Here is a 22,199-nt window from a genome sequence, read left to right as displayed (position 1 = left end):
TCTTGGCTGGGTATCCTTGTCGTTCTTTGTTACTCTGCTTGGAAATCCTTGTGCTTATTGATTCACACTGCCATCTCGATCGCCTCAAAGCGGCGCCTGATCAACAAACCTTAGAACAGATTCTTGCTAATGCTAAAGCCCGTGGCGTGGACTATATGTTGTGCGTGAATGTACGCCAGCAAGGATTTGAATCGATGCGAGATAAAGTTGCAGCCTTCGAACAGGTATTTTTGTCATCGGGTGTGCATCCATTAGACGTTAAAGAAGGCCTCGATGTTGAGCAAATCCGCCGCTTTGCCACCGATCCTAAAGTAGTCGCGATTGGTGAAACGGGGTTAGATTATTTTTATGCAGACGACACTAAGCTGTTGCAACAGCAATGTTTTGAGCAGCAGATTGCCCTTGCGGTAGAAGTGAATAAACCTTTAATTGTCCATACCCGTGATGCACGTGAAGATACGATCAATATGCTTAAGCAGGGCAACGCGGATAACGTTGGCGGCGTACTGCATTGCTTTACCGAGAACTGGGAGATGGCGAAAGCAGCGATTGATCTCGGCTTTTATATTTCGGTTTCAGGCATAGTCACTTTTAAAAATGCGGGTGATCTACGAACCGTTATCCGCAAAGTGCCTCAGGATCGCCTGTTGGTTGAAACGGACTCGCCCTATTTGGCGCCGATCCCACACCGTGGACAAGAGAATCAGCCTGCCTATGTGCGCGATGTGGCTGAGTTTGTGGCAGAGCTTAGAGGTGAGCGTTACGAAGATTTTGCTGAATACACCAGCAATAACTTCTTTAATTTATTCAAAGATGCAGCGCGTTTAGTTGGCCGTTAGCCGCAAGTGCTTTGATCCATTTTATGCGATTGCATGATTGTTAGCGTACAGGCATAAAAAAAGGCCCAAAACGATGAAAGCTGTTTGGGCCTAGGGGAATGGCTCATTGAAGAGCCGTGCGCTACAGGTGAAAGCGCCATGCAGTGCGCTTTACAATAGACTCAGTGTAGTCGAGCTTTTGTCTTATAGTCGCGCTCACTTTCCCCCTTTTTTAGGTTATTTATCGCTAAAAAACAGCGAAATTATAACGATTTCGTCTGTTCTGGTAGCAGTAACACTTTATCTTTCACTAAGTCTCTGGGTAGGTTGTTTTTTAACTTATTGCCTAAATGTTTCGCCATCCCTAATGGTGCACCGCCATAACAGACGATCACTTCACCTTGAGCTTTCACTGCGGTGTTTAGGGCAATATCTCGCCCCATCAAATACTCTTTCGCTTCAACATCGCTCACATCGACCGTTTTTGCGGTTGGGCTGAGCTGTTTTCCTGCTAATGCAACAATCGCTTCATGGCGGACTTTAAAGCCGTGTTTACTGTTATCGGCGAGTTTAATGCCAATACGCTGAAAGCGCATACGGCCGATAAAAGCGTTGAATTCATGCGGGAATAGCCAGAATTCATCATCGCGAACCATGATGAGTTCGTCCGGTAAGCTGATGCCTAAATCCTGCTGAAAATAGTCTTTGATCCCTTGGGCTTGTTTCGCTGATGCGGGCGTGAAGGGGAAGTTTTTCTGCAGTTTAGGCTCAGGCTGTAAACGCGGCACTGAGGCGGTTTTTGTCAATTTAGCGACAAAGAAACCTTCACTGTCGTAAATCTGTGGCCAGACATGTAAGAAGCCTTCGGGCGTTGTAGCTCGATTTGCACCATCAAATAAATCGCTTAAGGATTCAAATTGCACCGCATCGCCGTAGACTTGCTTTAAATACTCGCACACGCCTTGGTTTTCGAGGCGGTTTAAGGTGCAGGTTGAGTAGACCAAACTGCCACCGGGTTTCAGGGCGAGAAACGCCGATTCGATTAAGGCTTTTTGGGTTTCGCTAATCGCCAGCACATCGTCTAGGTTCCAGTGTTTTAGCGCATCGGCGTCTTTACGCACTGTGCCTTCACCGCCACAGGGCGCATCGATAAGCACGGCATCAAAACTTTCGTACAGGTATTCGCCAAATACACGGCCATCGAAATGGGTGAGGGCGCAGTGGCTCGCGCCCATGCGCAGCACATTGGCGTGCAATACTTTTACGCGGCTCGCCGAATACTCATTCGCCACCAATAAGCCTTGGTTTTGCATTAATGCGGCCATTTGCGTGGTTTTTGAACCGGGTGCGGAGGCGAGATCGAGTACGCACTGCCAATGTGCATTCGGTGTAAAAAGTGCGGTCGGCGGCAACATAGAGCTGGCTTCTTGAATGTAGAATAAGCCTTGGATGTGCTCTAAGGCATTGCCGAGTTGTTCTTCTTCGTCGTAACTGATCCAAAATCCGTCTTCACACCAAGGAATAGGATCGAACGTCCAGCCCTTAGGTTGCATCAAGGTCTTAAAGTCGTCACTGCTGATTTTTAAGGTATTGACCCGAATTGAACGTCTAAGCGGCCTGTCGCAGGCGGCAATAAACTCGTCCATGGATAAATGGGCGGGGAGTTCTTGGGTGATTGTATCGATAAAATTTTGATTTAATTGGACCATTGATTTCATTGAACCATAGGAAAATAGACTGTGTATCAACTGGCGCGAGTATATCATAATCCCTTATTGGGTCTGAGATTTTATCCCGAGCAGCCAAGGTTGCTATTGTGATTTAATGTTTATGCTTTGACGATTTGAGCGATATTGGAATGAGTCGCCATAAAGCTAGCACTCAGTAGCCATGAGCTAATAGAATAAAAACAAATAAAAATAAGGGGATTAGCGTGCTGAATCGTGTGTGGTTGGCTTTTTTTATCACGGCATTGCTTGCAATAGCAGTGCAGTTATTCAATGGACATATAGAAGTATTATCGGCTTCAGTCGCCGCATTATTTGCAAGTGCTAAGCTTGCCGCTGAAATTTCCCTTGGGCTGATTGGCGTGCTTTCTCTGTGGATGGGATTGATGCAGGTTGGAGAAAAGGCTGGCGTTGTCGGCGCTATTGCCTTTGTGTTTGAGCCATTACTGCGCCGTTTGATGCCTGAAGTGCCCAAGGGGCATCCGGCCTTTGGCAGTATCACGATGAATTTAACAGCGAATATCTTTGGGTTAGATAATGCCGCCACACCACTTGGTTTAAAGGCGATGCATGATTTGCAGAGTTTAAATCCGCTAAAAACCGTGGCGACCAATGCGCAAATCTTATTTTTAGTACTCAATACTTCCTCTGTGACCTTAGTGCCTGTGACGGTATTCCTTTATCGTGCCCAGCAAGGTGCCGCTGCGCCTGCGGATATTTTCTTACCGATTTTACTGGCCACTTCTGCATCGACATTGGCGGGCTTGCTGGTTGTGGCGTTAGTGCAGCGGATTTCATTATTAAACTCAGTGGTGCTCGGTTATGGCGCCTTGATGCTCTCAGGGTTAGTGTCGAGTGGTTTTTATCTGATGACCTTAAGTGCAGAGGCCATTGGCACTGTGTCGACGGCAATGGGCAATGGTATTTTGCTGTTATTGGTATTTACCTTCGTGATTGTTGCGGGCATTCGCAAGGTGGCGGTTTATGATGAGTTTATTGAAGGGGCGAAGGCGGGTTTTGCTCAATCTATCCAGTTGATCCCTTATTTGCTTGCTATGTTATTAGCGATTGGTTTACTGCGCGCATCCGGCGCCTTGGATTATCTGTTGCAGTTGATTGCCACTGGTGTGCGGATATTGGGTTTTGATACGCGTTTTGTCGATGCAATGCCGACCGCACTGATGAAACCTTTTAGTGGCTCAGGCGCCAGAGCTATGATGCTTGAGACAATGGATCACCATGGAGTAGATTCCTTTGCGGGTCGATTAGCAGCGATTTTTCAGGGTAGCACTGAAACCACTTTCTATGTTCTCGCTGTGTATTTTGGTTCTGTGGGTATTCGTCATGGACGCCACGCCTTAGCTTGCGGTTTAACCGCAGACTTTGCGGGGATCAGTGCCGCGATTGCCGTTTGTTATTGGTTCTATGGATAAGGGGGCTAGAGTATTGAGCGACCTAGAATGTCTCAATAGAATTGCAAGAGAAGCTAAAAATAAATCAGGCGCATTATGCGCCTGATTTATTTGTAAGAGCTTTAATATTAGTGCGTTGGTGTAAGTATTTTGATGAAAAGAATTACTGGGCGGGCGCCCATTGCTGCCATTCGTTTTCGGCTTTGTGTTGCAATCTTAATACTGTTCCTGCTGCTAAACGATTATCCCCTTGAGTCGTGTCCTTAGTCGCCACATTGATGCCGCCAGCGAGTAAGGTTTCCAGCGAGCCCGCTTCGATTTGTGCACCTGAAAAGAGGCCGACATCGACTTTAATCCCTGAGGCATCCCAGAACTGACTGCTTTGATTCACTAAGTGACTGTACTGAGCCTCGATATGGGCCTGCATCAATACACTATTACCCTGTGTCGATAGGCTATAACCGTCGATTTGACCGACTTTAATCCCTCGGAAGAAGATAGGTGTGCCGACTTTCATTGAGCCTAGGCTAGTATCTTCTAGAATGAATTTCAGCGCATCTTCGGCAACATTGGCATAGCTGCTGGCAGCGAGGTTGGCAACAAACTGGGTCGCTTTTTGACTACTCTTACCCGGTAAGACTCCTATGTAAGGACCTGTGATCAGCGTTTCTGGCGCTTTGATCCCCGCCAGAGAAATTTGTGCATCCACTAAATGATATTCACAGTCACTGCGGCTGAAATGTTCGGCATATTCCCCGTAGAGATATGCGCTAGCTGTGAGTGTATTGAGATCCGCATTGAGCTTCACCTGCGACACTTCACCCACTTGATGACCTTGATAGCGAATCGCTGCCTTGGCCGTAAGTTTACTGGAGGCGGGTAATATGAGGCGAATCGCCTGCGCCTGAGTTAATGCCAGCTGCTTGCTCTCATAGAGTTTTAACGGGATTGTATTGCTCACTTTGTCATTGCTATCCAGCAGTCCCAGACTGATGCTGCCCTTTAATGCCCCTTGTAGCGGGGCAACGGCGACATCAATACCGGCAAGACTGGCACTGATATCCACGGCGCTGTTACGCCAGAATACTTTTGGCTTTTTCAGCAAGGGTTGAAACTGTTTGTCGATAGCGAGCTTGATAGCGAAGTCTTCGGTTTTGCTTTGCCAGTTCACTGAGTCAACTGTGCCAATTTGCATTTTTTTATAGTAAATCGGTGAGCCTTGGCTGACATCGGCGCCATCTTGACTGATTAACGTTAAATGCACTTGCTGCTGACGATCATAAAAAGCTGTCGCGGCATCCACAGAGCTAAAGAGGGTCAGAGCGCTGTTAGCAGCTAAAGGTGTGTCGCTGTGACCTTGGATCAAGCTAACTGCACCTTGAGTGAGCGTTGTAAAATCCCTTGCTTTGACTGAGACACCGTCTAACGATGCGTTTACCGTTAATGCTGACTCAGGCACAAAATAGCTGTCGCTGCGTATTAGACTGGCAAACTCAGGTTGTAGCTCGAGTTGGTATTCCACCGCCGATAAATCTTTGGTTAACTTAACTGCAAGCACTGAACCAATGGGAATTTGCTTGAAGCGAACTTGAGCGCCCGCTGAAATGCCCATGTTTTCGGCTGAGGTTAAGGTCAAGAAACGCTTCTTCGATTGCAGTAAATCAGGCGCCTTTGATTGTAAGACAAAGCTGTTTGGTACCGCGCTTTTGGTGTTGATGCCTGGCAGGAAGTTGATCACGCTACCTGTCAGTAAGCGTTCTGGATTCTTAATGCCTGAGAGGGAAATATCAGCACCTTCAAGCCAAAACACGCCGTCGTTAGTTAACAGTGAACCGTATTGAGGTTCAAATTTAGCCACGGCTGTAACACCATTGGACGTGAGTTGTTTACTTAAAATACTGCCAATGCTCATGCCGCGATAAACGATACGAGTGCCTTTGTCGACACCGTTAGCGTCAGCCATGGTCAAGCTTATTTCTATGCCGCCAAGGGCGGTGGTTTCTGAATCATAAAGCGAAAAAACGTCACCGTTTTTAGCTATGTCTGCTTTATCGTCAGAGCTGAAACTCACGCCGCCAGCCAGAATGGACGCCAAACTCTCTGAACTGACTTTAACCCCAGTTAGTGAAGCATCAATTTTGACGCCAGAAACATTCCAAAAGTGAGAATTTTTCTTCACTAACCGCGCATATTGCTCTTGAATGAAAGCGCTGATAATGACTCTTTGATTGCCATCTAAACGATAGCTGACCACGCTACCCACGGGGATTTGGCGGAAAAATATTGGCGAGCCAACATCGAGCGAACCGAGTTTATCGGAGGTCAATTCGACCATCACACCTTCTGAGCCGATTTGCATCGGCGGCGGTTGGCGTTCTGCCTCGAAGAAGGTTGATGTATTGCCTTTACCGGGTTGAATAGCAATGTAGTTACCCGAAAACAGCGCATCTAAGCCTTCAACACCTGTAATACTTGCTTTAGGTGTGACAAGCCAGAAGAGGGTTTCTTTATTCAAGAAAGGCTTCGCGCGGTAGTCCATCATGACCTTGACGTTCACGCCTTTGAGATCTTCATCTATGCCAATGTCTTTCACTTTACCGACAGTCAAACCTTGGTATTTGACTAAGGTTTTACCCACATCAATCCCAGTGGCGCTCGGAAAGTGAATTTGAATTTCAACCCCCGATTCTTTAATGCTCTTAATGCCCAGCCAAGCACCTAATGCCAACGCGACAATAGGAAGCAGCCAAATGGGCGAAAAGAGTTTTTTCTTTACAACTTTCGGCGATTCAATTTGTGTCATCTTGAGGTTCCAATCGATCCCAGAGTAAACGAGTGTCTAAAACTTTTGCGGCTAACTGAGTTAACAGAATAACCAAGGCAAATGCGGTAGCCGCAGGCGCGGGTTTCGCGTCGAGTAATTGTCCCATGTTCACTAATGCCACTGTGATTGAGATGACAAATAAATCGAGCATTGACCAGCGGCCAATCCATTCGATGATGTGAAAACCCACCATCAATTTCTTTTTTGAAATCGGAATGTCAAAGCTGATCGCACACAGATAAATGGATAAGCCGATGATTTTAATCCATGGTACTAAAATACTGGCGGTAAACACTATGATGGCAATAGGCAGCATATCTGAATGCACTAAATGCAAAATGCCCGAAAAAATCGTGTCGTGCCGCACTTGCCCTTGATTGGTCAGCATAGTGATAGGGTAAATGTTGGCTGGCACCAGCAAGATGGCAGCGGTAATCAACAAAGCCCAACTTTTTTGCAGGCTGGAATAGTCTCTGACGTGCAACTCAGTTTCACAGCGCTGACAGTGCGTGAGTTCACTGCTGTTGAGTTGGCTACACACTTTACAGAGACATAGGCCGATATCTTTACCTTGTTGTTTCATATCAGCTATGACCTTCCAATAACGTCCACATATGTTCTAAGTCGTATTCTCTTTGTAGAAACAAGGTCACGAGAAACAGCATAGTGAAGCAAAATGTGCCCATACCAAAATAAATGTCCGAAAAATCAGATAGCTGAAATGATGAAACTAAGAAGCTGATCACATAAATTTCCAGCATAGTGAGCTGCGATAAGATACCATGAAATTTTAATAACTGCTTCAATGAGTTACGCCAAAAAAGGCTACTCAACCCCCATTTTACAATTAAAATCTGTGTCAATATCGATAACAGTAATAAGCCTGGACCTATCACAGCTGCGGCAAGTACGGCGACACCTACAACCCAATAGCCTTGGTCAAATACTGCAAATGCCCCTTGGAAAACCGTGGTAGTACGAATACTGCCGAAAAAGTGGATCTCGAGTACGGGTAAAAAATTGGCAGGGAAATAAAACACTAGTGCTGAAATACATAGGGCTAACATACCATTTACAGAGCAGTATGGCGTGTCATAAAGTGCAGTGCTGCAACGAGGACAGAGTGCTCTAACGCCGCTTGGCAAGGCTCGTTTGCGGACTGCTAAATCGCAGGAACGGCATAGGGTTACTGAATTTTCTGCTGCGTTTTCATGCATATAAAAATATATATTAGCCTAATAGAAGTAATAACAGCGAGATCGGTGCAAAGTGTCGTGCTAGTTAGCTGTTCAGCCACGTCTAGCGCTTTTATAATCTTGGCAACGAAAGTACGCTAATAATATCAGATTAATCAGAACACTTGCATCACAAGTTCAATCTATGTCACTCTAGTTACTGTATATAAAAACAGTGCGAGGGCAGTCATGGCAGTAATAACACAGTTTGTCGTGGTCAGAGAAGGGGTTGAAAAGATGACATTCACATCTAAGAAGGAGGCTGATGCCTACGATAAGATGCTCGATATCGCCGATAACCTTATCCCCTTCATTCAAAAAGCTGATTTGGGTATAGATGAAAGTGTGGGCGAAAAGCTCGCATTCTATCTTGCTAACAATAAAGATGAGCTGACGAACTTGCTTAAAGGCGCCGTTCAGGTTAATAGTACGCCAACGAATCCGCCTGCAGCGAAAAAAGCGGCTAAAAAGACCGAAGCAGCAGAATAAAATTGTTAGGAAATGTAATGAAATCGAAATTTTATGAGTCACTTAACCGTCAAGCCTTGGCCTTGTTGGAAGGGGAAGACGACCTTGTTGCGGCGATGGCGAATTTTTCAGCCTTACTCAATGATAATTTGACTGAGCTGAACTGGGTGGGATTCTACGTTATGCGTGGCGAACAACTAGTATTAGGCCCGTTTCAAGGTAAAGTGGCTTGTACACGCATTCCGTTAGGAAAAGGTGTGTGTGGTACAGCAGCATTCACTAATCAAACTCAGCGAGTGGCCGATGTCCATCAATTTGATGGTCATATTGCCTGTGATTCTGCCAGTAATTCTGAAATCGTTGTGCCAGTTCGTGCGCAAGGTAACGTGGTTGCCGTGCTCGATATTGACAGTCCTATCTTCGATCGTTTCGATGAAGAAGACCAAAAGGGGCTGGAATTACTGGTTAAAAGTTTTGAAAACTGCCTATTTGATTAATTTGCGTACAATAACGCATAATTCATAGTCGCAATCGGTGGCGTGCGCCTTATAATATGCGCCTGCACGCATTAAGCTGGTTTGATTGGCATGCAATGAATAAGCTTAGTGTTTTGAGCTGTCAAAATTTGTTAAGGTATATTTTTTAACTTTAGTAAACGCGGCTAGGATGCTAATTTGTACGTTGACTCAATATTGAGTTTAACGAAGATAAACGACATGTAAGAAGCTGATATATATCACCTCGAATCGATGTCCCTTTTTGACTGTGGAAGTAATGATGGAATCAACAGAAAAGTTGACCGACACCAATGCAATTTTGGCGTATTTGTATGAAACATTTCCTTTGTGCTTTATTGCTGAAGGTGAAACTAAGCCATTAAAAATCGGATTGTTTCAAGATTTGGCTGAAAGGTTGGCTGATGATTCTAAAGTCAGTAAAACTCAGCTCAGAGTTGCCTTGAGACGTTACACCAGCAGCTGGCGCTATTTAAAGTGCGTTAAAGCGGGCGCACAACGCGTAAACCTGGATGGCGAACCTTGCGGCGAGTTAGAGCAAGAGCACATTGATCATGCTCAAGCCATGTTGAAAGAGAGTCAGGATAAGGCCAAAGCGAAACGTGCAGCACTTGCACCTAAGCCTGCGGCGAAGAAAGCACCTAAAAAGGTGGCCGTTCCTCAGCGTCCTAAAACTGAGCGTCCTGCTAAGCCTGCACCAAAAGCTGCAGCGCCAGTCGTAAATTATGTTCAAGCACAATTGACTGATTTAACGAAAAAACAACGCGTCAATGTTAAATTAGGTATGACACCCGTAGCCGGTGTGATTACTGACATTAACAAGGAAGATATTCATGTTCAGCTTGATAGTGGCCTAACGATTAAAGTTAGAGCAGAACATATCCTGCTGTAATCATTTATTAAAACGGAGTAACTTGTTGATGCGAAAACTCACTTTGGCTACCTCGATCGCCACTGTTTTTGTCGGATTCTCGGCTTGGGCCGTACCACCCACGATTCAAATCAGCGAGTTACCCACTCTCAAGCAGGAAGCGCAACATAAGGTTGCGAGCAAAAGGGTAACGGACTTATACACTCGTTCGCACTATCATAGATTCAATCTTGATGACGCCTTTTCTGCGCAAATTTTTGATCGTTATCTACAGCAGTTAGACTATCGCCGCAATGTGTTAACCCAAGCGGATGTCGATAGTTTTAAACCTTATGCAACCCAATTCGATGACATGCTCAGTTCTGGTGAACTTGAGCCTGCCTATAAAATGTTTGATATCGTCCAAAAGCGCCGCTATGAAGGCTTTGTCTATGCTTTATCTCTATTAGATAAAGAGATGGATTTTTCTGCGCCCGGTGATGCCTATGAGTACGACCGCGATGAGGCCGCTTGGCCAAAAGACCAGACAGAAATTAATGAGTTATGGCGTCAACGTGTTAAATACGATGCACTAAATCTTAAACTCACAGGTAAGCAATGGCCTGAGATTGTTGATATCCTCCAAAAGCGTTACAACAACGCTATTAAACGGTTGATTCAAACTAACAGTGAAGACGTGTTCCAAGGCGTGATGAATGCCTTCTCTCGTAGCATTGAGCCACATACAAGTTACCTTTCACCACGCAATGCTGAACGTTTCCAAATGGAAATGAACTTGAGCCTTGAAGGCATTGGTGCTCAACTGCAACTCGAAGACGATTACACTGTCATTAAAAGTTTAATTACTGGCGGCCCTGCTGCGGGCAGCGAAAAACTGTCGCCAGAAGACAAGATTGTCGGCGTCGGTCAAGAGGGCGGTGAAATTGTTGATGTGATCGGCTGGCGTTTAGACGACGTGGTTGATCTGATCAAAGGGCCTAAGGGCAGTAAAGTTGTACTGCAAATTTTACCGAAGAAAGGCGGTTCGAATGCGAAGCCATTCGATGTTACCTTAGTTCGCGATAAAATTCGCCTTGAAGACAGAGCTGCAACCTCTAAGGTAATTGAACCTAAAGACGGCGAGTATGCTAATCGCAAAGTCGGCGTGATCCAAATTCCTGGTTTTTATATGAATTTGTCGCAGGACGTTGAAAAAGAGCTAGTGAAGTTAAACGACGCCAAAGTAGAAGGCATAGTCATCGACCTTAGAGGTAACGGTGGGGGGGCATTAACGGAAGCCGTGCTGCTGACGGGACTCTTTATCGATATGGGCCCTGTAGTGCAAATTCGTGATGCCGATGGACGAGTGTCTGCGCATCGTGATAACGACGGTAAAACCAGTTATGCAGGACCATTGACTGTGATGGTTGACCGTTACAGTGCTTCAGCCTCTGAAATTTTTGCTGCCGCATTGCAAGATTATGACCGTGCACTGATTGTCGGTGAGTCGAGTTTTGGGAAAGGCACAGTACAGCAGCATAAGAGCCTAGGCCGTATCTACGACATGTATGAGAAGCCAATTGGCCATGTGCAGTATACGATTCAAAAGTTCTACCGTATTAATGGTGGTAGTACACAGATTAAAGGTGTGACCCCCAACATTGCTTACCCAAGTGCGTTGGAGCCGGGCGAGTACGGTGAAGCTGAAGAGAAAAATGCTTTACCTTGGGATAAAGTGCCAATGGCGCAATATGGTACGCTTAATGATGTTACGCCTGAGTTAGTGACTAGCCTTGAATCTAAGCACCTTAACCGTATAAAAAACAGCGTAGAGTTTGCCTATATCAATCAAGATATTGCCGACTTTAAAAAGCATCACAAAGAGAAAACTGTGTCTCTGGTTGAAAGTGAGCGTATTGCTTCCCGTGAAGCCGATGAGAAAAAAGTCCTCGACAGAACAAACGAGCGTCGAGTCGCCAATGGTTTAGCACCGGTTAAATCAATGGAAGACATTAAAGACGACGCTGAATTGCCAGATGCATTTTTAGACGAAACCGCTTATATCACCTTAGATATGGCTGATGTGCAAAAAGTGGCTAAAACTAGTGCTAAGTAGGCACTAGTCGAGTCGATTTATCCGATATCAAAACGCGCTTATGGCGCGTTTTTTCTTATTTAGATCAGCGTTAAAGGGATCGAAATGACACAAGCTCAAGCAAAATACTTAAAAGATTATCAAGCGCCACTTTTTACGATAGAGACTATCGATTTAGCTTTTAATTTGGCTGGCAATGAAACCCAAGTGCAGGCGATCAGTCGTATAAAACGCACTTCAAAACATGCACAAGCCTTAGTATTGGATGGCGAAGATTTGACCGTTGTTTCGCTGACTGTTAATGGTGATGCTGTGCCTTACCATGTTAGTGCAGGTCAATTAGTTCTAGAAACTGAGCTTGATGAGTTTGAGCTGAACATTATCACTAAGCTCGATCCTGAAGCTAATTCGAGCCTTGAAGGGCTCTATATGTCCGATGGTGCCTACTGCACGCAATGCGAGGCAGAGGGCTTTCGACGTATCACTTATTTCCTTGATCGCCCTGATGTATTAGCTAAATACACAGTTCGTATTGAAGCCGATAGAGCCGCATTCCCGTTTTTACTGAGTAACGGTAATTTGATTGATCAAGGTGAGTTAGATGGTGGACGCCATTATGTTTGCTGGCAAGATCCATTTCCAAAACCAGCGTATTTATTTGCCTTAGTCGCTGGCGATTTTGATCTATTGCAAGATGAGTTCATTACTCGCAGTCGCCGTAAAGTGATCCTGCAAGTGTTCGTTGATAAAGGTAATTTACATAAAGCACACCATGCGATGGCATCACTTAAGAAATCCATGGCATGGGATGAGAGCCGTTTTGATCTTGAGTATGATTTAGATATTTACATGATAGTGGCCGTCGACTTTTTCAATATGGGTGCGATGGAAAACAAAGGCTTAAATATCTTTAACACTAAATATGTGCTTGCAGATACCTTAACGGCCACCGACGAGGATTATCACGGCATTGAATCGGTTGTAGGTCATGAGTATTTCCATAATTGGACAGGAAACCGCGTAACGTGCCGCGATTGGTTCCAGTTAAGTTTGAAAGAAGGCTTAACGGTTTTTCGCGATCAAGAATTTAGCTCAGATTTAGGCTCTCGTGCTGTGAATCGAATTCACGCAATTAAAGTGATCAAGAATCAGCAATTTGCAGAAGATTCTGGCCCTATGTCCCATCCTATTCGTCCAGAATCTGTCATTGAGATGAATAATTTCTACACTGTGACTGTGTATAACAAGGGCGCTGAAGTCATCCGCATGATGCACACTTTGCTCGGCGAAGAAAAGTTTCAGGCGGGAATGAAACTGTATTTTAAACGCCACGACGGCCAAGCTGTCACCTGTGATGATTTTGTGGCGGCAATGGAAGATGCCAGCGGAGTGGATTTAACCCAATTCCGTTTATGGTATAGCCAAGCCGGTACGCCGATTGTGACTGCGATGGACAGTTTTGATGCGCAAACGGGCGTTTATCAATTGACCCTTAAACAAAGTCTAGCGAACTGTGCATCACCGCTGCATATTCCGTTTAGCTTAGAGCTCTTAGATGCGAAGGGCCATTCTTTAGTGAATGAGATTCTCGATTTTACTCAAGCTGAACAAATGTTTAGCTTTGATGGACTCACTCATAAACCCGTCGCTTCGTTACTGCAAAACTTTTCCGCGCCCGTCAAATTACAATATCGATTCAATGTGGATCAACTCGTTCACTTGATGCGTTTTGCTAGCAGCGAAGTGGCGCGTTGGGAAGCTTCTGTGACCTTAGTGAGCCAAGCGATTTGGCAAAATGTGGCGAGTTTACAACAGCAACAAGCTATGGCTCTCGATCCCCGGGTGCGCGATAGTTTTAAAGGTGTGTTGTTAGACATTCAGCTTGATCCGGCATTGATCGCCGAAATATTAGCGATACCTACGGCTTCGGCTTTGATTGAGCAAACAGAGAGTGTTGATCTAGATGCGTTAGCTTTAGCACGTGAATTTGTACTAATAGAGCTCGCTTCACATAGTGAAGATGAATTGATTGCGCTATATCGTTCTTTAGTCGCAGTAGAGAGTACGCAGGCAAGAGCCCTTAAAAATCAGTGTTTAACTTGGTTAGCTCGGGTGTCGGATGGGGCCGAGGGGTTAGTGATTTCTCAGTTCGATAACGCCAGTAATATGACGGATTCTCTTGGTGCGTTGACGGCAGCCAATGTTGGGAATTTACCTTGTCGTGATGAACTGATGACGACATTTGAGCTACGTTGGCAGGATACGCCATTAGTGATGGATAAATGGTTTATGTTGCAAGCGACCCGTGATGCAGATGATGTGATTGAGTGTTTGCGTCAGTTGCAGCAACACAAGTGCTTTAGTATGAGCAATCCAAACCGAGTGCGTGCTTTAGTGGGCAGTTTTGCTGCCGGTAATATTTATCAATTCCACCGTAGAGACGGTAAGGGTTATGCTTTCTTAACCGAATGCTTAATGACCCTTAATAAGCTCAATCCGCAGGTTGCGGCCCGTATGGTGACGCCATTGATCCAGTATCATAAATTCGACTTAGGCCGCCAAACCTTGATAAAAGCCTGTTTAGGGCAACTTTTGGCTTTGCCTGACTTATCTAAGGATATGTACGAAAAAGTCTCTAAAGCATTGGCAAAATAGCAGTTTGTAGGAGGAGGGCAGCAGTCTGTGCTGCCCTGATATTATGGAACTGTATTTCAAACTATCGATTAGCTATCGAGATTTCTTACCTTATTATCAAGGGCTTGCCGATAAAGTCGAGGTTCGTGAAACTCAAGGGCGGATTTTGTGGATTAATGGCCGTCATTTTAGGCGTTTTTTAACCGAAAATGGCATTCAAGGCTATTTCAAATTGGTTTTAGATGACAAGGGACAATTTGTTTCATTAAATCGAGTTTAGTCTTAATTTGTTTATCTTTACTTAGAGTAATTACTTTAAACGGTCGGCTGATTACTAAGCTCGCTTTGTGATATTTTATTTTTAAATATGTTAATGAATTATATGATTTTTTAATGTGTTTTTATGTTTCATTCCTATTCCGCTTTTCGCTAATTTAAATCTCTCCTTTTTAGTTATCGGTACAAATGTACCTACATGCTTAATTCTTTAGAAAATTTTCTCTAACTGCGCCTTGCTCAAGGGGATTAATTGCTGTAACAATGATGTTACCTGTGAGCTAACAAGATGTTGGTTGTAATTCCTAAAACAAAGAATCCAGCAGGGTACGGAGAGCTAAAATGAAAATTGTTAAAAATAGTTTTAACAAATCGGCGCTTGCTTTGGGGGTGGCGTCGGCATTGAGTTTGTTAATGATCCCAAGCGTTAATGCAGTATCTTTTAATTGGGGAGAGGTTGAGGGCACATTTGACTCAACTTGGACTGCTGGTGCGAGCTGGCGTGTAGGGGAGCGCGATTGGGAAGGTCAAATTGGTAAGGTTAATCAACCCCAATTCGATTGGTCTAATTACAGCGCATTTGGCAATACTAAATACACTTCTGCTGAGATTTGGGCACAGCCCGGATCGTATTCCAGTAACAATGATTTAAGTAATTTACTTTATTCTCAAGGCGATACTACGTCCGAAATCGTTAAAGGTTTGCATGAATTGTCGTTGAAATACAAAAACTACGGTTTATTTGCCCGTGGTATGTATTTCTATGATCGTAAACTCAATTACGGTAATTATGATTTTAATGATCCGCTAACGGGCAAAGAGTTTGACCCTTGCGAAGATAACCGTGCTTCAGAAGTTCAATGTAAAGATATTCGTCTACTCGATGCGTTTGTGTATGGCAACTTTGACCTCAACGATGGCGCTAATCCATTATCTATTCGTGTAGGTAAACAAGTGGTCTCATGGGGTGAAAGTACACTGATTTCCCATGGGATCAGTGAAATCAACGCCGTTGACTTGAACATACTTAATGCGCCAGGGGCTGAACTCAAAGAAGCATTCAGACCTCAAGGCATGGTGTGGGCATCTCTTGGTCTTACCGAACAGTTAACCGTTGAAGCATTTTATCAATATGATTGGCAACCTATTTGGGTCCCAACACCGGGATCTATCTTTGCGACTAATGATTTTGCGGGTTTCGGTGGTTACGCTCAAAACGCTCAGCTTGGGTTTAATGCTAACCCCGATATCAACTTAGATTTTGTGATGCAAGAATATGCGCGTTTAGCGGGTATGATTACCAGCGGACAACTTACGGGAGATCAGTTGGGGGCAATGGCGTTAGCTTATCCAACCAAAGTGACGTTAGTACAGGATGAGGCTGAACCGAGCAATGATGGCCAATATGGCATTAAGCTGGGTTATTACGCGCCTTCACTGGGTGAAACCGAATTTGGTCTCTATTTCATGAACTACCATAGCCGTCGTCCACTTATCAGTGGTACTGCCGCAGATTTTAGCAAGGGTGCAATCTCGTCAGATCTGGTGACCTTAGGCCAGAACGCGGGCAACATCAACCGTGAACTCTTGCTCAATCTTAAGAGCTTCTCTAAGGCGCAAATCGTCTACCCAGAAGATATTAAACTCTACGGTGTCAGTTTCAATACCTTGGTTGGTGATACCTCTGTCGCGGCTGAAATTGCCCATCGTCAGGATGAACCACTGCAAATCGATGACGTAGAATTGTTGTTTGCCGGTATGCCACAGCAGTTAGCTAACGCTGGTCTTCGTCCAGATCTCGATGGTATTTCACAGATTAAAGATGTTAAGCCGGGTGAAACCGTGGATGGCTTTATCCGTCTTGATACCACTCAGGCGCAGATGACTTTCACCCATTTATTTGGTCCAACGTTAGGTTTAGATAACTTGACTATGTTGGCCGAAGTGGGTGGCGTGTGGATCCATGATATGCCAGGTTTTGATGAGCTACGTCTCAATGGTCCAGGTACGTCACGTTCTGGCGGCAACCCAGATATGCCCGGCATCATTCAAGCCTTGCACAACGGTCCTGAAACTAACCCGTTCCCAACCGACTTTGCTTGGGGATACCGTTTAGTTGGAAAGGCGGATTTCAACAACGTATTTGCTGGGGTCAATATGTCTCCACGGGTGATTTTCTCCCATGACGTTGATGGTATTACACCTGATCCTATGTTCCTGTTCACGGAAGGACGTAAGTCTGTCGCGCTAGGCGTTAACTTCGACTATCAAAACCGTTGGGGTGCAGATATCTCCTATAACAATTTCTTTGGCGGTGTCGGTACGACGAATGCGATGGCAGATCGTGATTATGTTTCATTCAATATCAAGTATTCGATCTAAAAGGACTCAAACAATGAAGAAACTGACGATATTGGCGAGTGCAGTCATGCTGGCGTTCGCAGCGCCAGTCGCTATGGCTAAGATATCAGAAGCCGATGCGGCAAAACTTGGCAATGAACTTACCCCTTTAGGTGCTGAAAAAGCAGGTAATGCTGATGGTTCTATTCCTGCGTGGGATGGAGGTATCACTAAGCCTGTGGCGGGTTATACCAAAGGGATGCATCATCCAGATCCTTTCCCTGAGGATAAGATTGAATTTACTATTACCAATGCTAACAAAGCGCAATATAAAGATTTTTTAACGCCGGGTCAGATGAAGCTGTTCGAACTTTATCCTGATACCTACAAGATGAATGTGTATAAGACTCGCCGTAGCGCCTCTGTACCACAGTTCGTTTACGATGCGACTAAAGTTAACGCGACTCGTGCTGAACTGATTGCACAGGGCAATGGTATTTCTGGCGCGGCTATTGGTATTCCATTCCCGATCCCTGCCAATGGTTTAGAAGCAATTTGGAACCACATTTTGCGTTTTCGTGGTATCGATATCGAAACTTCCCGTAGCCAAGCTGCACCTACAGCCGATGGTAGCTATAGCTTAGTGGAAACGGCTGAGGAAATTCGCTTCGAATATTCTCGTCCAGAAATTACCTTAGATCAGCTTAAAGCCAGCAATACGCTGTTCTACTTTAAGCAAGTGGTGACTCAGCCTGCACGTTTAGCAGGTACAGCCTTATTGGTTAAAGAAACCATGGATCAAGAGGCGCTTCCCCGCCAAGCTTGGACCTATAACACAGGTCAACGTCGAGTACGTAAAGCGCCGAACGTGGCTTTTGATACACCGGGTACAGTGTCAGATGGTCTGCGTACTACAGATGATTTCGATATGTTTAACGGCTCCCCAGTGCGTTACAACTGGGAACTGGTTGGCAAAAAAGAAATTTATATCCCGTACAACGATTACAAACTGCATTCGGATAAGCTGAAATATGACCAAATATTGAAACCTGGTCATGTGAATCCTGAGTACGTTCGTTGGGAAAAACACCGCGTATGGCAAGTGAGGGCGACGCTGAAAGACGGTATGCGCCACATTTATAAAGTGCGCGATATGTACCTTGATGAAGATTCATGGCAAGTGTCAATCGCCGATCTCTACGACAACCGTGATCAGTTGTATCGTGTGGCCGTTGCACATGGCTTGAATTACTACGAAGTACCTGCACAGTGGGATACTTTAGAAGTCTTCCATGATTTGCAATCCCGTCGTTATCTCGCTATGGGCTTAGACAACCAAAGTGGCATGTATAACTTCGATGCCAAACTGACTGAAGCTAACTTTACCCCCGATGCATTGCGTCGTGAAGGTATCCGTTAATAGGCCACGTACAAAGGGGCGCTTAGCGCCCCTCATTAGTTTAAGGAAGTTTGTATGTCGTTTCGCATCCTTCAGTGTGTCGCTGTATTAAGTTTCGGTGGCGCTTTTTTTCCTTCTACGTTATCTGCAACGCCCTCTGATCCGATTTTTTCTCAAGTTCAACCTCTTGCTGCTTCATCTTTGATTTTAGATATTGCCAACGTAGGCGCAGGTTTAGTGGCTGTGGGTGAACGTGGCCATGCTCTGGTGTATGACGGCAGTTGGCATCAAGTGGCAACGCCCGTGAGTTCACAGCTGACCAAAGTCTTTTTCCTCAATGAAAAACGCGGTTGGGCTGTAGGTCATGATGCAACCATTTTACATACTCAGGATGGCGGTCAAACTTGGCAGTTACAAATGCATTCGCCAGAGATTGAAAAGCCTTTCCTCGATGTGGTGTTTTTAGACGAAAACAATGGTATTGCCATTGGTGCTTACGGTTTGTTTTATCGTACCAATGATGGCGGTGCCCAATGGCGCGAGGAGTTCCATGAGGAGCTTTTAGCTGAAGAAGATGTGGCTTATTTGGCGGAGTTAAAAGGCAGCGATCAATCGGCCTATTTGAGTGCGCGCGCTTCATTATTGCCGCACTTTAATCGTATTTTAACCTTAACCGATGGACGTTTATTATTGGTTGGCGAGCTGGGCTTAGTCGCTGTTTCTGGCGATCAAGGTAAAACATTTACGCGTACCAATTTTGATTACGATGGTTCTATGTTTAACGCCGTAGAAACGAAAAATGCTGTGTATGTGATGGGCCTTCGCGGTCATATATTCAAAGCTGATGTGAGTTTAAGCCAATGGAATCAAATAGAACTGCCTGTGCAATCCTCAATCAACGGTGCCATGGTTGTTTCTGACGACGCGCTATATTTAGTGGGAAATGCGGGGATAGTGATCAAGCTAAATGAGGACGACAGTAGCAGTATCGTGACTCGTCGCCAAGGGGAAAACTTAGTGTCTATTGCGAAGGATAATCAAGGGAATGTGTGGTTATCCGGCAGCCAAGGGCTGTTTATTCTTAAGCCATAAAATTTTAAAACTACAATAAATAACAGGGCCGAGAAGATGTTAGAAAAACTGGTCAACGGATTTGAGTCATTTTTGTTTCGCAATCGCGCATGGGTCGTCGGCATTTTTGTGTTTTTGACGTTGTTTTTTGGCTATCAGGCCAGTCAACTCAAAATGGATGCGGCTTTTATCAAAAATATTCCACTGCAGCACAGTTATATGCAGACCTACCTGAAACACCAAAAAGATTTTGGTGGTGCCAACAGCATCATGGTGGCGGTTGAGGATACCAGCGGTAATATTTTTAATGCTAACTATTTTGATACCTTAAAAAACGTGCATGATCAGCTGTTTTTTATTCCAGGGGTTGACCGTGCGCAGGTGAAATCAATTTTTTCGCCTTCCACTCGTTTTACTGAAGTCGTTGAGGATGGTTTTGCTGGTGGGCCTGTTATTCCAGCGGATTTTTCAACTTCAGTGTCTGGGTTAGAAACGGTTCGCGATAATATTGAAAAAGCAGGGATTGTCGGCCGATTAATTGCCAACGATTACAGTGCGGCTATGGTGTCGGCTCAATTAATGGATTTTGATCCACAGACGGGTAAACCGCTTGATACCATTGCTTTTGCTGCACAATTAGAAAAAGAGCTTAGGGGCAAGTTCGAAACCGATAAGGTTAAAATTCACATCATAGGTTTCGCCAAAATGGCCGGGGATGTGGCTGATGGCGCTAAGGGCGTGTTGCTGTTCTTCGTGATCGCGATTTTGGTCACTGCCATCATGGTTTACCTCTTTTCTAAATCCATCATCTTGACCATGCTGCCACTGGTCTGCAGTTTAACGGCTGTGGTCTGGCAGCTTGGTTTATTGACTGTGATAGGTTTCGGTCTCGATCCTATGTCGATTCTGGTACCGTTTTTAGTCTTCGCCATTGGTGTGAGCCACGGGGTGCAGATCATCAACGCTGTACGGCGTCGAGTGCTCGACGGGCAAACGACAAAAGCGGCTTCGGCGTCGGCATTTCGTAGTTTATTAGTGCCGGGTGGTGTGGCATTACTGTCCGATACTGTTGGTTTTATTACCCTGTTATTTATCGATATTGGGATTATTCGCGAGCTGGCGATTTCTGCCTCGCTCGGTGTGGGCGTGATCATTTTCACTAACCTTATCCTGTTGCCTTTGGTGATTTCTTTTACTGAAATCAAAGTCAATAAACACGCAGAACCGACCGCTGAAGAAGTGCGAACTGAGGCTATTTGGCGCTTCATGGCGCGTTTTGCAACACCTAAATATGCTGTGGTAGTCATTATTGCCACTGTGGTGTTGTATTTTGTGGGTCTGCAACAAGCTAATCAGATGAAGATTGGTGACTTACAGGGCGGCGCGCCAGCGTTACATCAAGATTCGCGTTATAACCTCGATACCTTCTTCATCACAGATCATTTCTCTATCACCACAGATGTGATGACTGTGATTGTTGAGGCAGCACCTGAAGCCTGTACTTACCACGATGTGCTCACTCAAATTGATCAGTTTGAGTGGTTAGTACGCAATACTCCAGGGGTGGAGTCGACTGTGAGTCTGGCGTCGGTCGCTAAAAAAGTGAATGCAGGCTTCAACGAAGGTAATCCAAGATGGGAAGTGTTGCCGCGTACAACGGCGAGCTTAGTACAGGCCATTGGCCAAATTCCCACGACTTCAGGTTTATTAAATGGCGATTGTTCTGTCATGCCTGTGTATCTGTTTATGAAAGATCACAAGGCCGAAACCATAGAAACTGTGGTCGCTAAGGTCAAAGCCGTCGCCGCGAAAATGGACAACGAGAAATTGCAGTTTAAACTGGCGTCGGGTCCTGTGGGTGTAATGGCAGCGACTAACGAAGCGGTGGCCGAGGCGCAGTTACCTATGATGATATACGTCTATGGTGCCGTGTTTGTACTCTGCTTAATCAGCTTTAAATCTTTTAAAGCCACTGTGGCGGTCATTATTCCGTTATATGTCGTGTCAACACTGGCACAAGCCTTGATGACTCAGCTCGATATTGGCTTAGCTGTCAGTACCTTACCTGTCATCGCGCTGGGGGTTGGTATTGGTGTAGACTATGGTATTTATATCCTCTCGACTATGTCGTCTAAGCTATCAAATGGTATGCCAGTGCAACAGGCTTACTATGAGGCGTTGGTCGAACGGGGTAGTGCGGTGATCTTTACTGGCCTTACATTGGCGATTGGTGTCAGTACTTGGTTCTTCTCGGCGCTTAAATTCCAAATGGACATGGGAATATTGTTAACATTCATGTTTGTGGTAAATATGCTCGGTGCCATAATTATCCTACCTGCATTGGCCGCCATTTTCTGGCGCCAGCCTAAGTAGAGTCTACAAATGGGGAGCTAAGCTCCCCATTTACTTTTGAATACTTAGTCTGCTTTATCGATTGTTTGGTCATTTGTCATTCCTTGTTTACGCCAATACTGGATTTCAAGAGGATGTACCACTAAAATTTTCCTCGAAATACAGCGGTTTTAGTAATAAACT

General features: G+C 45.0%; 16 protein-coding genes. 12 read left to right on the top strand and 4 right to left on the bottom strand.

What is annotated here, in order from left to right; genetic code table 11:
* The first annotated feature begins 50 nt into the window (after positions 1-50).
* Positions 51-839 (top strand): TatD family hydrolase, encoded by a 789-nt coding sequence (locus tag L5M71_RS17395; RefSeq protein ID WP_263207818.1) that lies wholly within the window; start codon positions 51-53, stop codon positions 837-839.
* Positions 840-1,081: 242 nt separating this feature from the next.
* Here L5M71_RS17395 and rsmF read toward each other — a convergent pair whose 3' ends face one another.
* A complete protein-coding gene (gene rsmF / locus L5M71_RS17390) occupies positions 1,082-2,527 on the bottom strand; it encodes a 16S rRNA (cytosine(1407)-C(5))-methyltransferase RsmF (protein ID WP_263207816.1) in 1,446 nt (481 codons plus the stop codon).
* A 224-nt stretch (positions 2,528-2,751) separates the two neighbouring features.
* Here rsmF and L5M71_RS17385 point away from each other — a divergent pair, with 224 nt between their 5' ends.
* The gene (locus tag L5M71_RS17385) at positions 2,752-3,978 is read left to right on the top strand and encodes a nucleoside recognition domain-containing protein (RefSeq protein WP_263207814.1); all 1,227 of its coding nucleotides are present in this window, start codon (positions 2,752-2,754) and stop codon (positions 3,976-3,978) included.
* A gap of 142 nt (positions 3,979-4,120) precedes the next feature.
* Here L5M71_RS17385 and L5M71_RS17380 read toward each other — a convergent pair whose 3' ends face one another.
* The 3 genes from L5M71_RS17380 to L5M71_RS17370 are packed head-to-tail and all read right to left on the bottom strand — an operon-like array spanning position 4,121 to position 7,998.
* Positions 4,121-6,760 carry a PqiB family protein gene (locus L5M71_RS17380; protein ID WP_263207811.1) on the bottom strand — a complete coding sequence of 880 codons (2,640 nt, stop codon included), beginning with the start codon at positions 6,758-6,760 and terminating at the stop codon, positions 4,121-4,123.
* Positions 6,747-7,364 carry a paraquat-inducible protein A gene (locus L5M71_RS17375; protein WP_263171996.1) on the bottom strand — a complete coding sequence of 206 codons (618 nt, stop codon included), beginning with the start codon at positions 7,362-7,364 and terminating at the stop codon, positions 6,747-6,749. The genes L5M71_RS17380 and L5M71_RS17375 overlap by 14 nt, the downstream gene beginning before the upstream one ends.
* Position 7,365: 1 nt before the next feature.
* Positions 7,366-7,998 (bottom strand): paraquat-inducible protein A, encoded by a 633-nt coding sequence (locus L5M71_RS17370; RefSeq protein ID WP_173496834.1) that lies wholly within the window; start codon positions 7,996-7,998, stop codon positions 7,366-7,368.
* Between the two features lie 207 nt (positions 7,999-8,205).
* Between L5M71_RS17370 and L5M71_RS17365 the strand changes: the two genes are divergently transcribed.
* The 10 genes from L5M71_RS17365 to L5M71_RS17320 all read left to right on the top strand — a co-directional run bounded on the left by L5M71_RS17365 (position 8,206) and on the right by L5M71_RS17320 (position 22,037).
* Positions 8,206-8,505, top strand: coding sequence for a YebG family protein (locus L5M71_RS17365; RefSeq protein ID WP_263207809.1), 300 nt, complete (start codon positions 8,206-8,208; stop codon positions 8,503-8,505).
* 17 nt (positions 8,506-8,522) lie between these two features.
* Entirely contained in the window at positions 8,523-8,981 is a 459-nt protein-coding gene (locus L5M71_RS17360; RefSeq protein WP_028759760.1) for a GAF domain-containing protein, read from the top strand.
* A 280-nt stretch (positions 8,982-9,261) separates the two neighbouring features.
* The gene (gene proQ / locus L5M71_RS17355) at positions 9,262-9,891 is read left to right on the top strand and encodes an RNA chaperone ProQ (RefSeq protein WP_028759761.1); all 630 of its coding nucleotides are present in this window, start codon (positions 9,262-9,264) and stop codon (positions 9,889-9,891) included.
* A gap of 28 nt (positions 9,892-9,919) precedes the next feature.
* Positions 9,920-11,965, top strand: a complete 2,046-nt coding sequence (gene prc, locus L5M71_RS17350; RefSeq protein WP_263207807.1) for a carboxy terminal-processing peptidase — start codon at positions 9,920-9,922, stop codon at positions 11,963-11,965.
* 84 nt (positions 11,966-12,049) lie between these two features.
* Positions 12,050-14,599 (top strand): aminopeptidase N, encoded by a 2,550-nt coding sequence (pepN, locus tag L5M71_RS17345; RefSeq protein ID WP_263207805.1) that lies wholly within the window; start codon positions 12,050-12,052, stop codon positions 14,597-14,599.
* 43 nt (positions 14,600-14,642) lie between these two features.
* Positions 14,643-14,858, top strand: coding sequence for a DUF2835 domain-containing protein (locus L5M71_RS17340; protein ID WP_028759764.1), 216 nt, complete (start codon positions 14,643-14,645; stop codon positions 14,856-14,858).
* 338 nt (positions 14,859-15,196) lie between these two features.
* Positions 15,197-17,236 carry a DUF1302 domain-containing protein gene (locus L5M71_RS17335; RefSeq protein WP_263207803.1) on the top strand — a complete coding sequence of 680 codons (2,040 nt, stop codon included), beginning with the start codon at positions 15,197-15,199 and terminating at the stop codon, positions 17,234-17,236.
* A gap of 13 nt (positions 17,237-17,249) precedes the next feature.
* Complete coding sequence (locus L5M71_RS17330) at positions 17,250-18,614, top strand: DUF1329 domain-containing protein (RefSeq protein ID WP_198572303.1); 1,365 nt, start codon at positions 17,250-17,252, stop codon at positions 18,612-18,614.
* 54 nt (positions 18,615-18,668) lie between these two features.
* A complete protein-coding gene (locus L5M71_RS17325) occupies positions 18,669-19,685 on the top strand; it encodes a WD40/YVTN/BNR-like repeat-containing protein (RefSeq protein WP_263207801.1) in 1,017 nt (338 codons plus the stop codon).
* Between the two features lie 36 nt (positions 19,686-19,721).
* Positions 19,722-22,037, top strand: a complete 2,316-nt coding sequence (locus tag L5M71_RS17320; RefSeq protein ID WP_113940560.1) for an efflux RND transporter permease subunit — start codon at positions 19,722-19,724, stop codon at positions 22,035-22,037.
* Positions 22,038-22,199: the final 162 nt, after the last annotated feature.

Origin of the sequence: Shewanella sp. SW1 (genome assembly GCF_025653545.1) — a bacterium.
Classification (GTDB): domain Bacteria; phylum Pseudomonadota; class Gammaproteobacteria; order Enterobacterales; family Shewanellaceae; genus Shewanella; species Shewanella oncorhynchi.
Note: the sequence above shows the minus strand (reverse complement) of the source record. Positions and strands in the feature narration are given on the sequence as shown.

Excerpts from the sequence above, each read along its gene's own strand:
- L5M71_RS17370 (WP_173496834.1), bottom strand. The coding sequence starts at position 7,998 with ATGCATGAAAACGCAGCAGAAAATTCAGTAACCCTATGCCGTTCCTGC.
- L5M71_RS17325 (WP_263207801.1), top strand. The coding sequence starts at position 18,669 with ATGTCGTTTCGCATCCTTCAGTGTGTCGCTGTATTAAGTTTCGGTGGC.
- L5M71_RS17330 (WP_198572303.1), top strand. The coding sequence starts at position 17,250 with ATGAAGAAACTGACGATATTGGCGAGTGCAGTCATGCTGGCGTTCGCA.
- pepN (WP_263207805.1), top strand. The coding sequence starts at position 12,050 with ATGACACAAGCTCAAGCAAAATACTTAAAAGATTATCAAGCGCCACTT.
- prc (WP_263207807.1), top strand. The coding sequence starts at position 9,920 with ATGCGAAAACTCACTTTGGCTACCTCGATCGCCACTGTTTTTGTCGGA.
- L5M71_RS17375 (WP_263171996.1), bottom strand. The coding sequence starts at position 7,364 with ATGAAACAACAAGGTAAAGATATCGGCCTATGTCTCTGTAAAGTGTGT.
- proQ (WP_028759761.1), top strand. The coding sequence starts at position 9,262 with ATGGAATCAACAGAAAAGTTGACCGACACCAATGCAATTTTGGCGTAT.
- L5M71_RS17380 (WP_263207811.1), bottom strand. The coding sequence starts at position 6,760 with ATGACACAAATTGAATCGCCGAAAGTTGTAAAGAAAAAACTCTTTTCG.
- L5M71_RS17335 (WP_263207803.1), top strand. The coding sequence starts at position 15,197 with ATGAAAATTGTTAAAAATAGTTTTAACAAATCGGCGCTTGCTTTGGGG.
- L5M71_RS17340 (WP_028759764.1), top strand. The coding sequence starts at position 14,643 with ATGGAACTGTATTTCAAACTATCGATTAGCTATCGAGATTTCTTACCT.
- L5M71_RS17365 (WP_263207809.1), top strand. The coding sequence starts at position 8,206 with ATGGCAGTAATAACACAGTTTGTCGTGGTCAGAGAAGGGGTTGAAAAG.
- L5M71_RS17320 (WP_113940560.1), top strand. The coding sequence starts at position 19,722 with ATGTTAGAAAAACTGGTCAACGGATTTGAGTCATTTTTGTTTCGCAAT.
- rsmF (WP_263207816.1), bottom strand. The coding sequence starts at position 2,527 with ATGGTCCAATTAAATCAAAATTTTATCGATACAATCACCCAAGAACTC.
- L5M71_RS17360 (WP_028759760.1), top strand. The coding sequence starts at position 8,523 with ATGAAATCGAAATTTTATGAGTCACTTAACCGTCAAGCCTTGGCCTTG.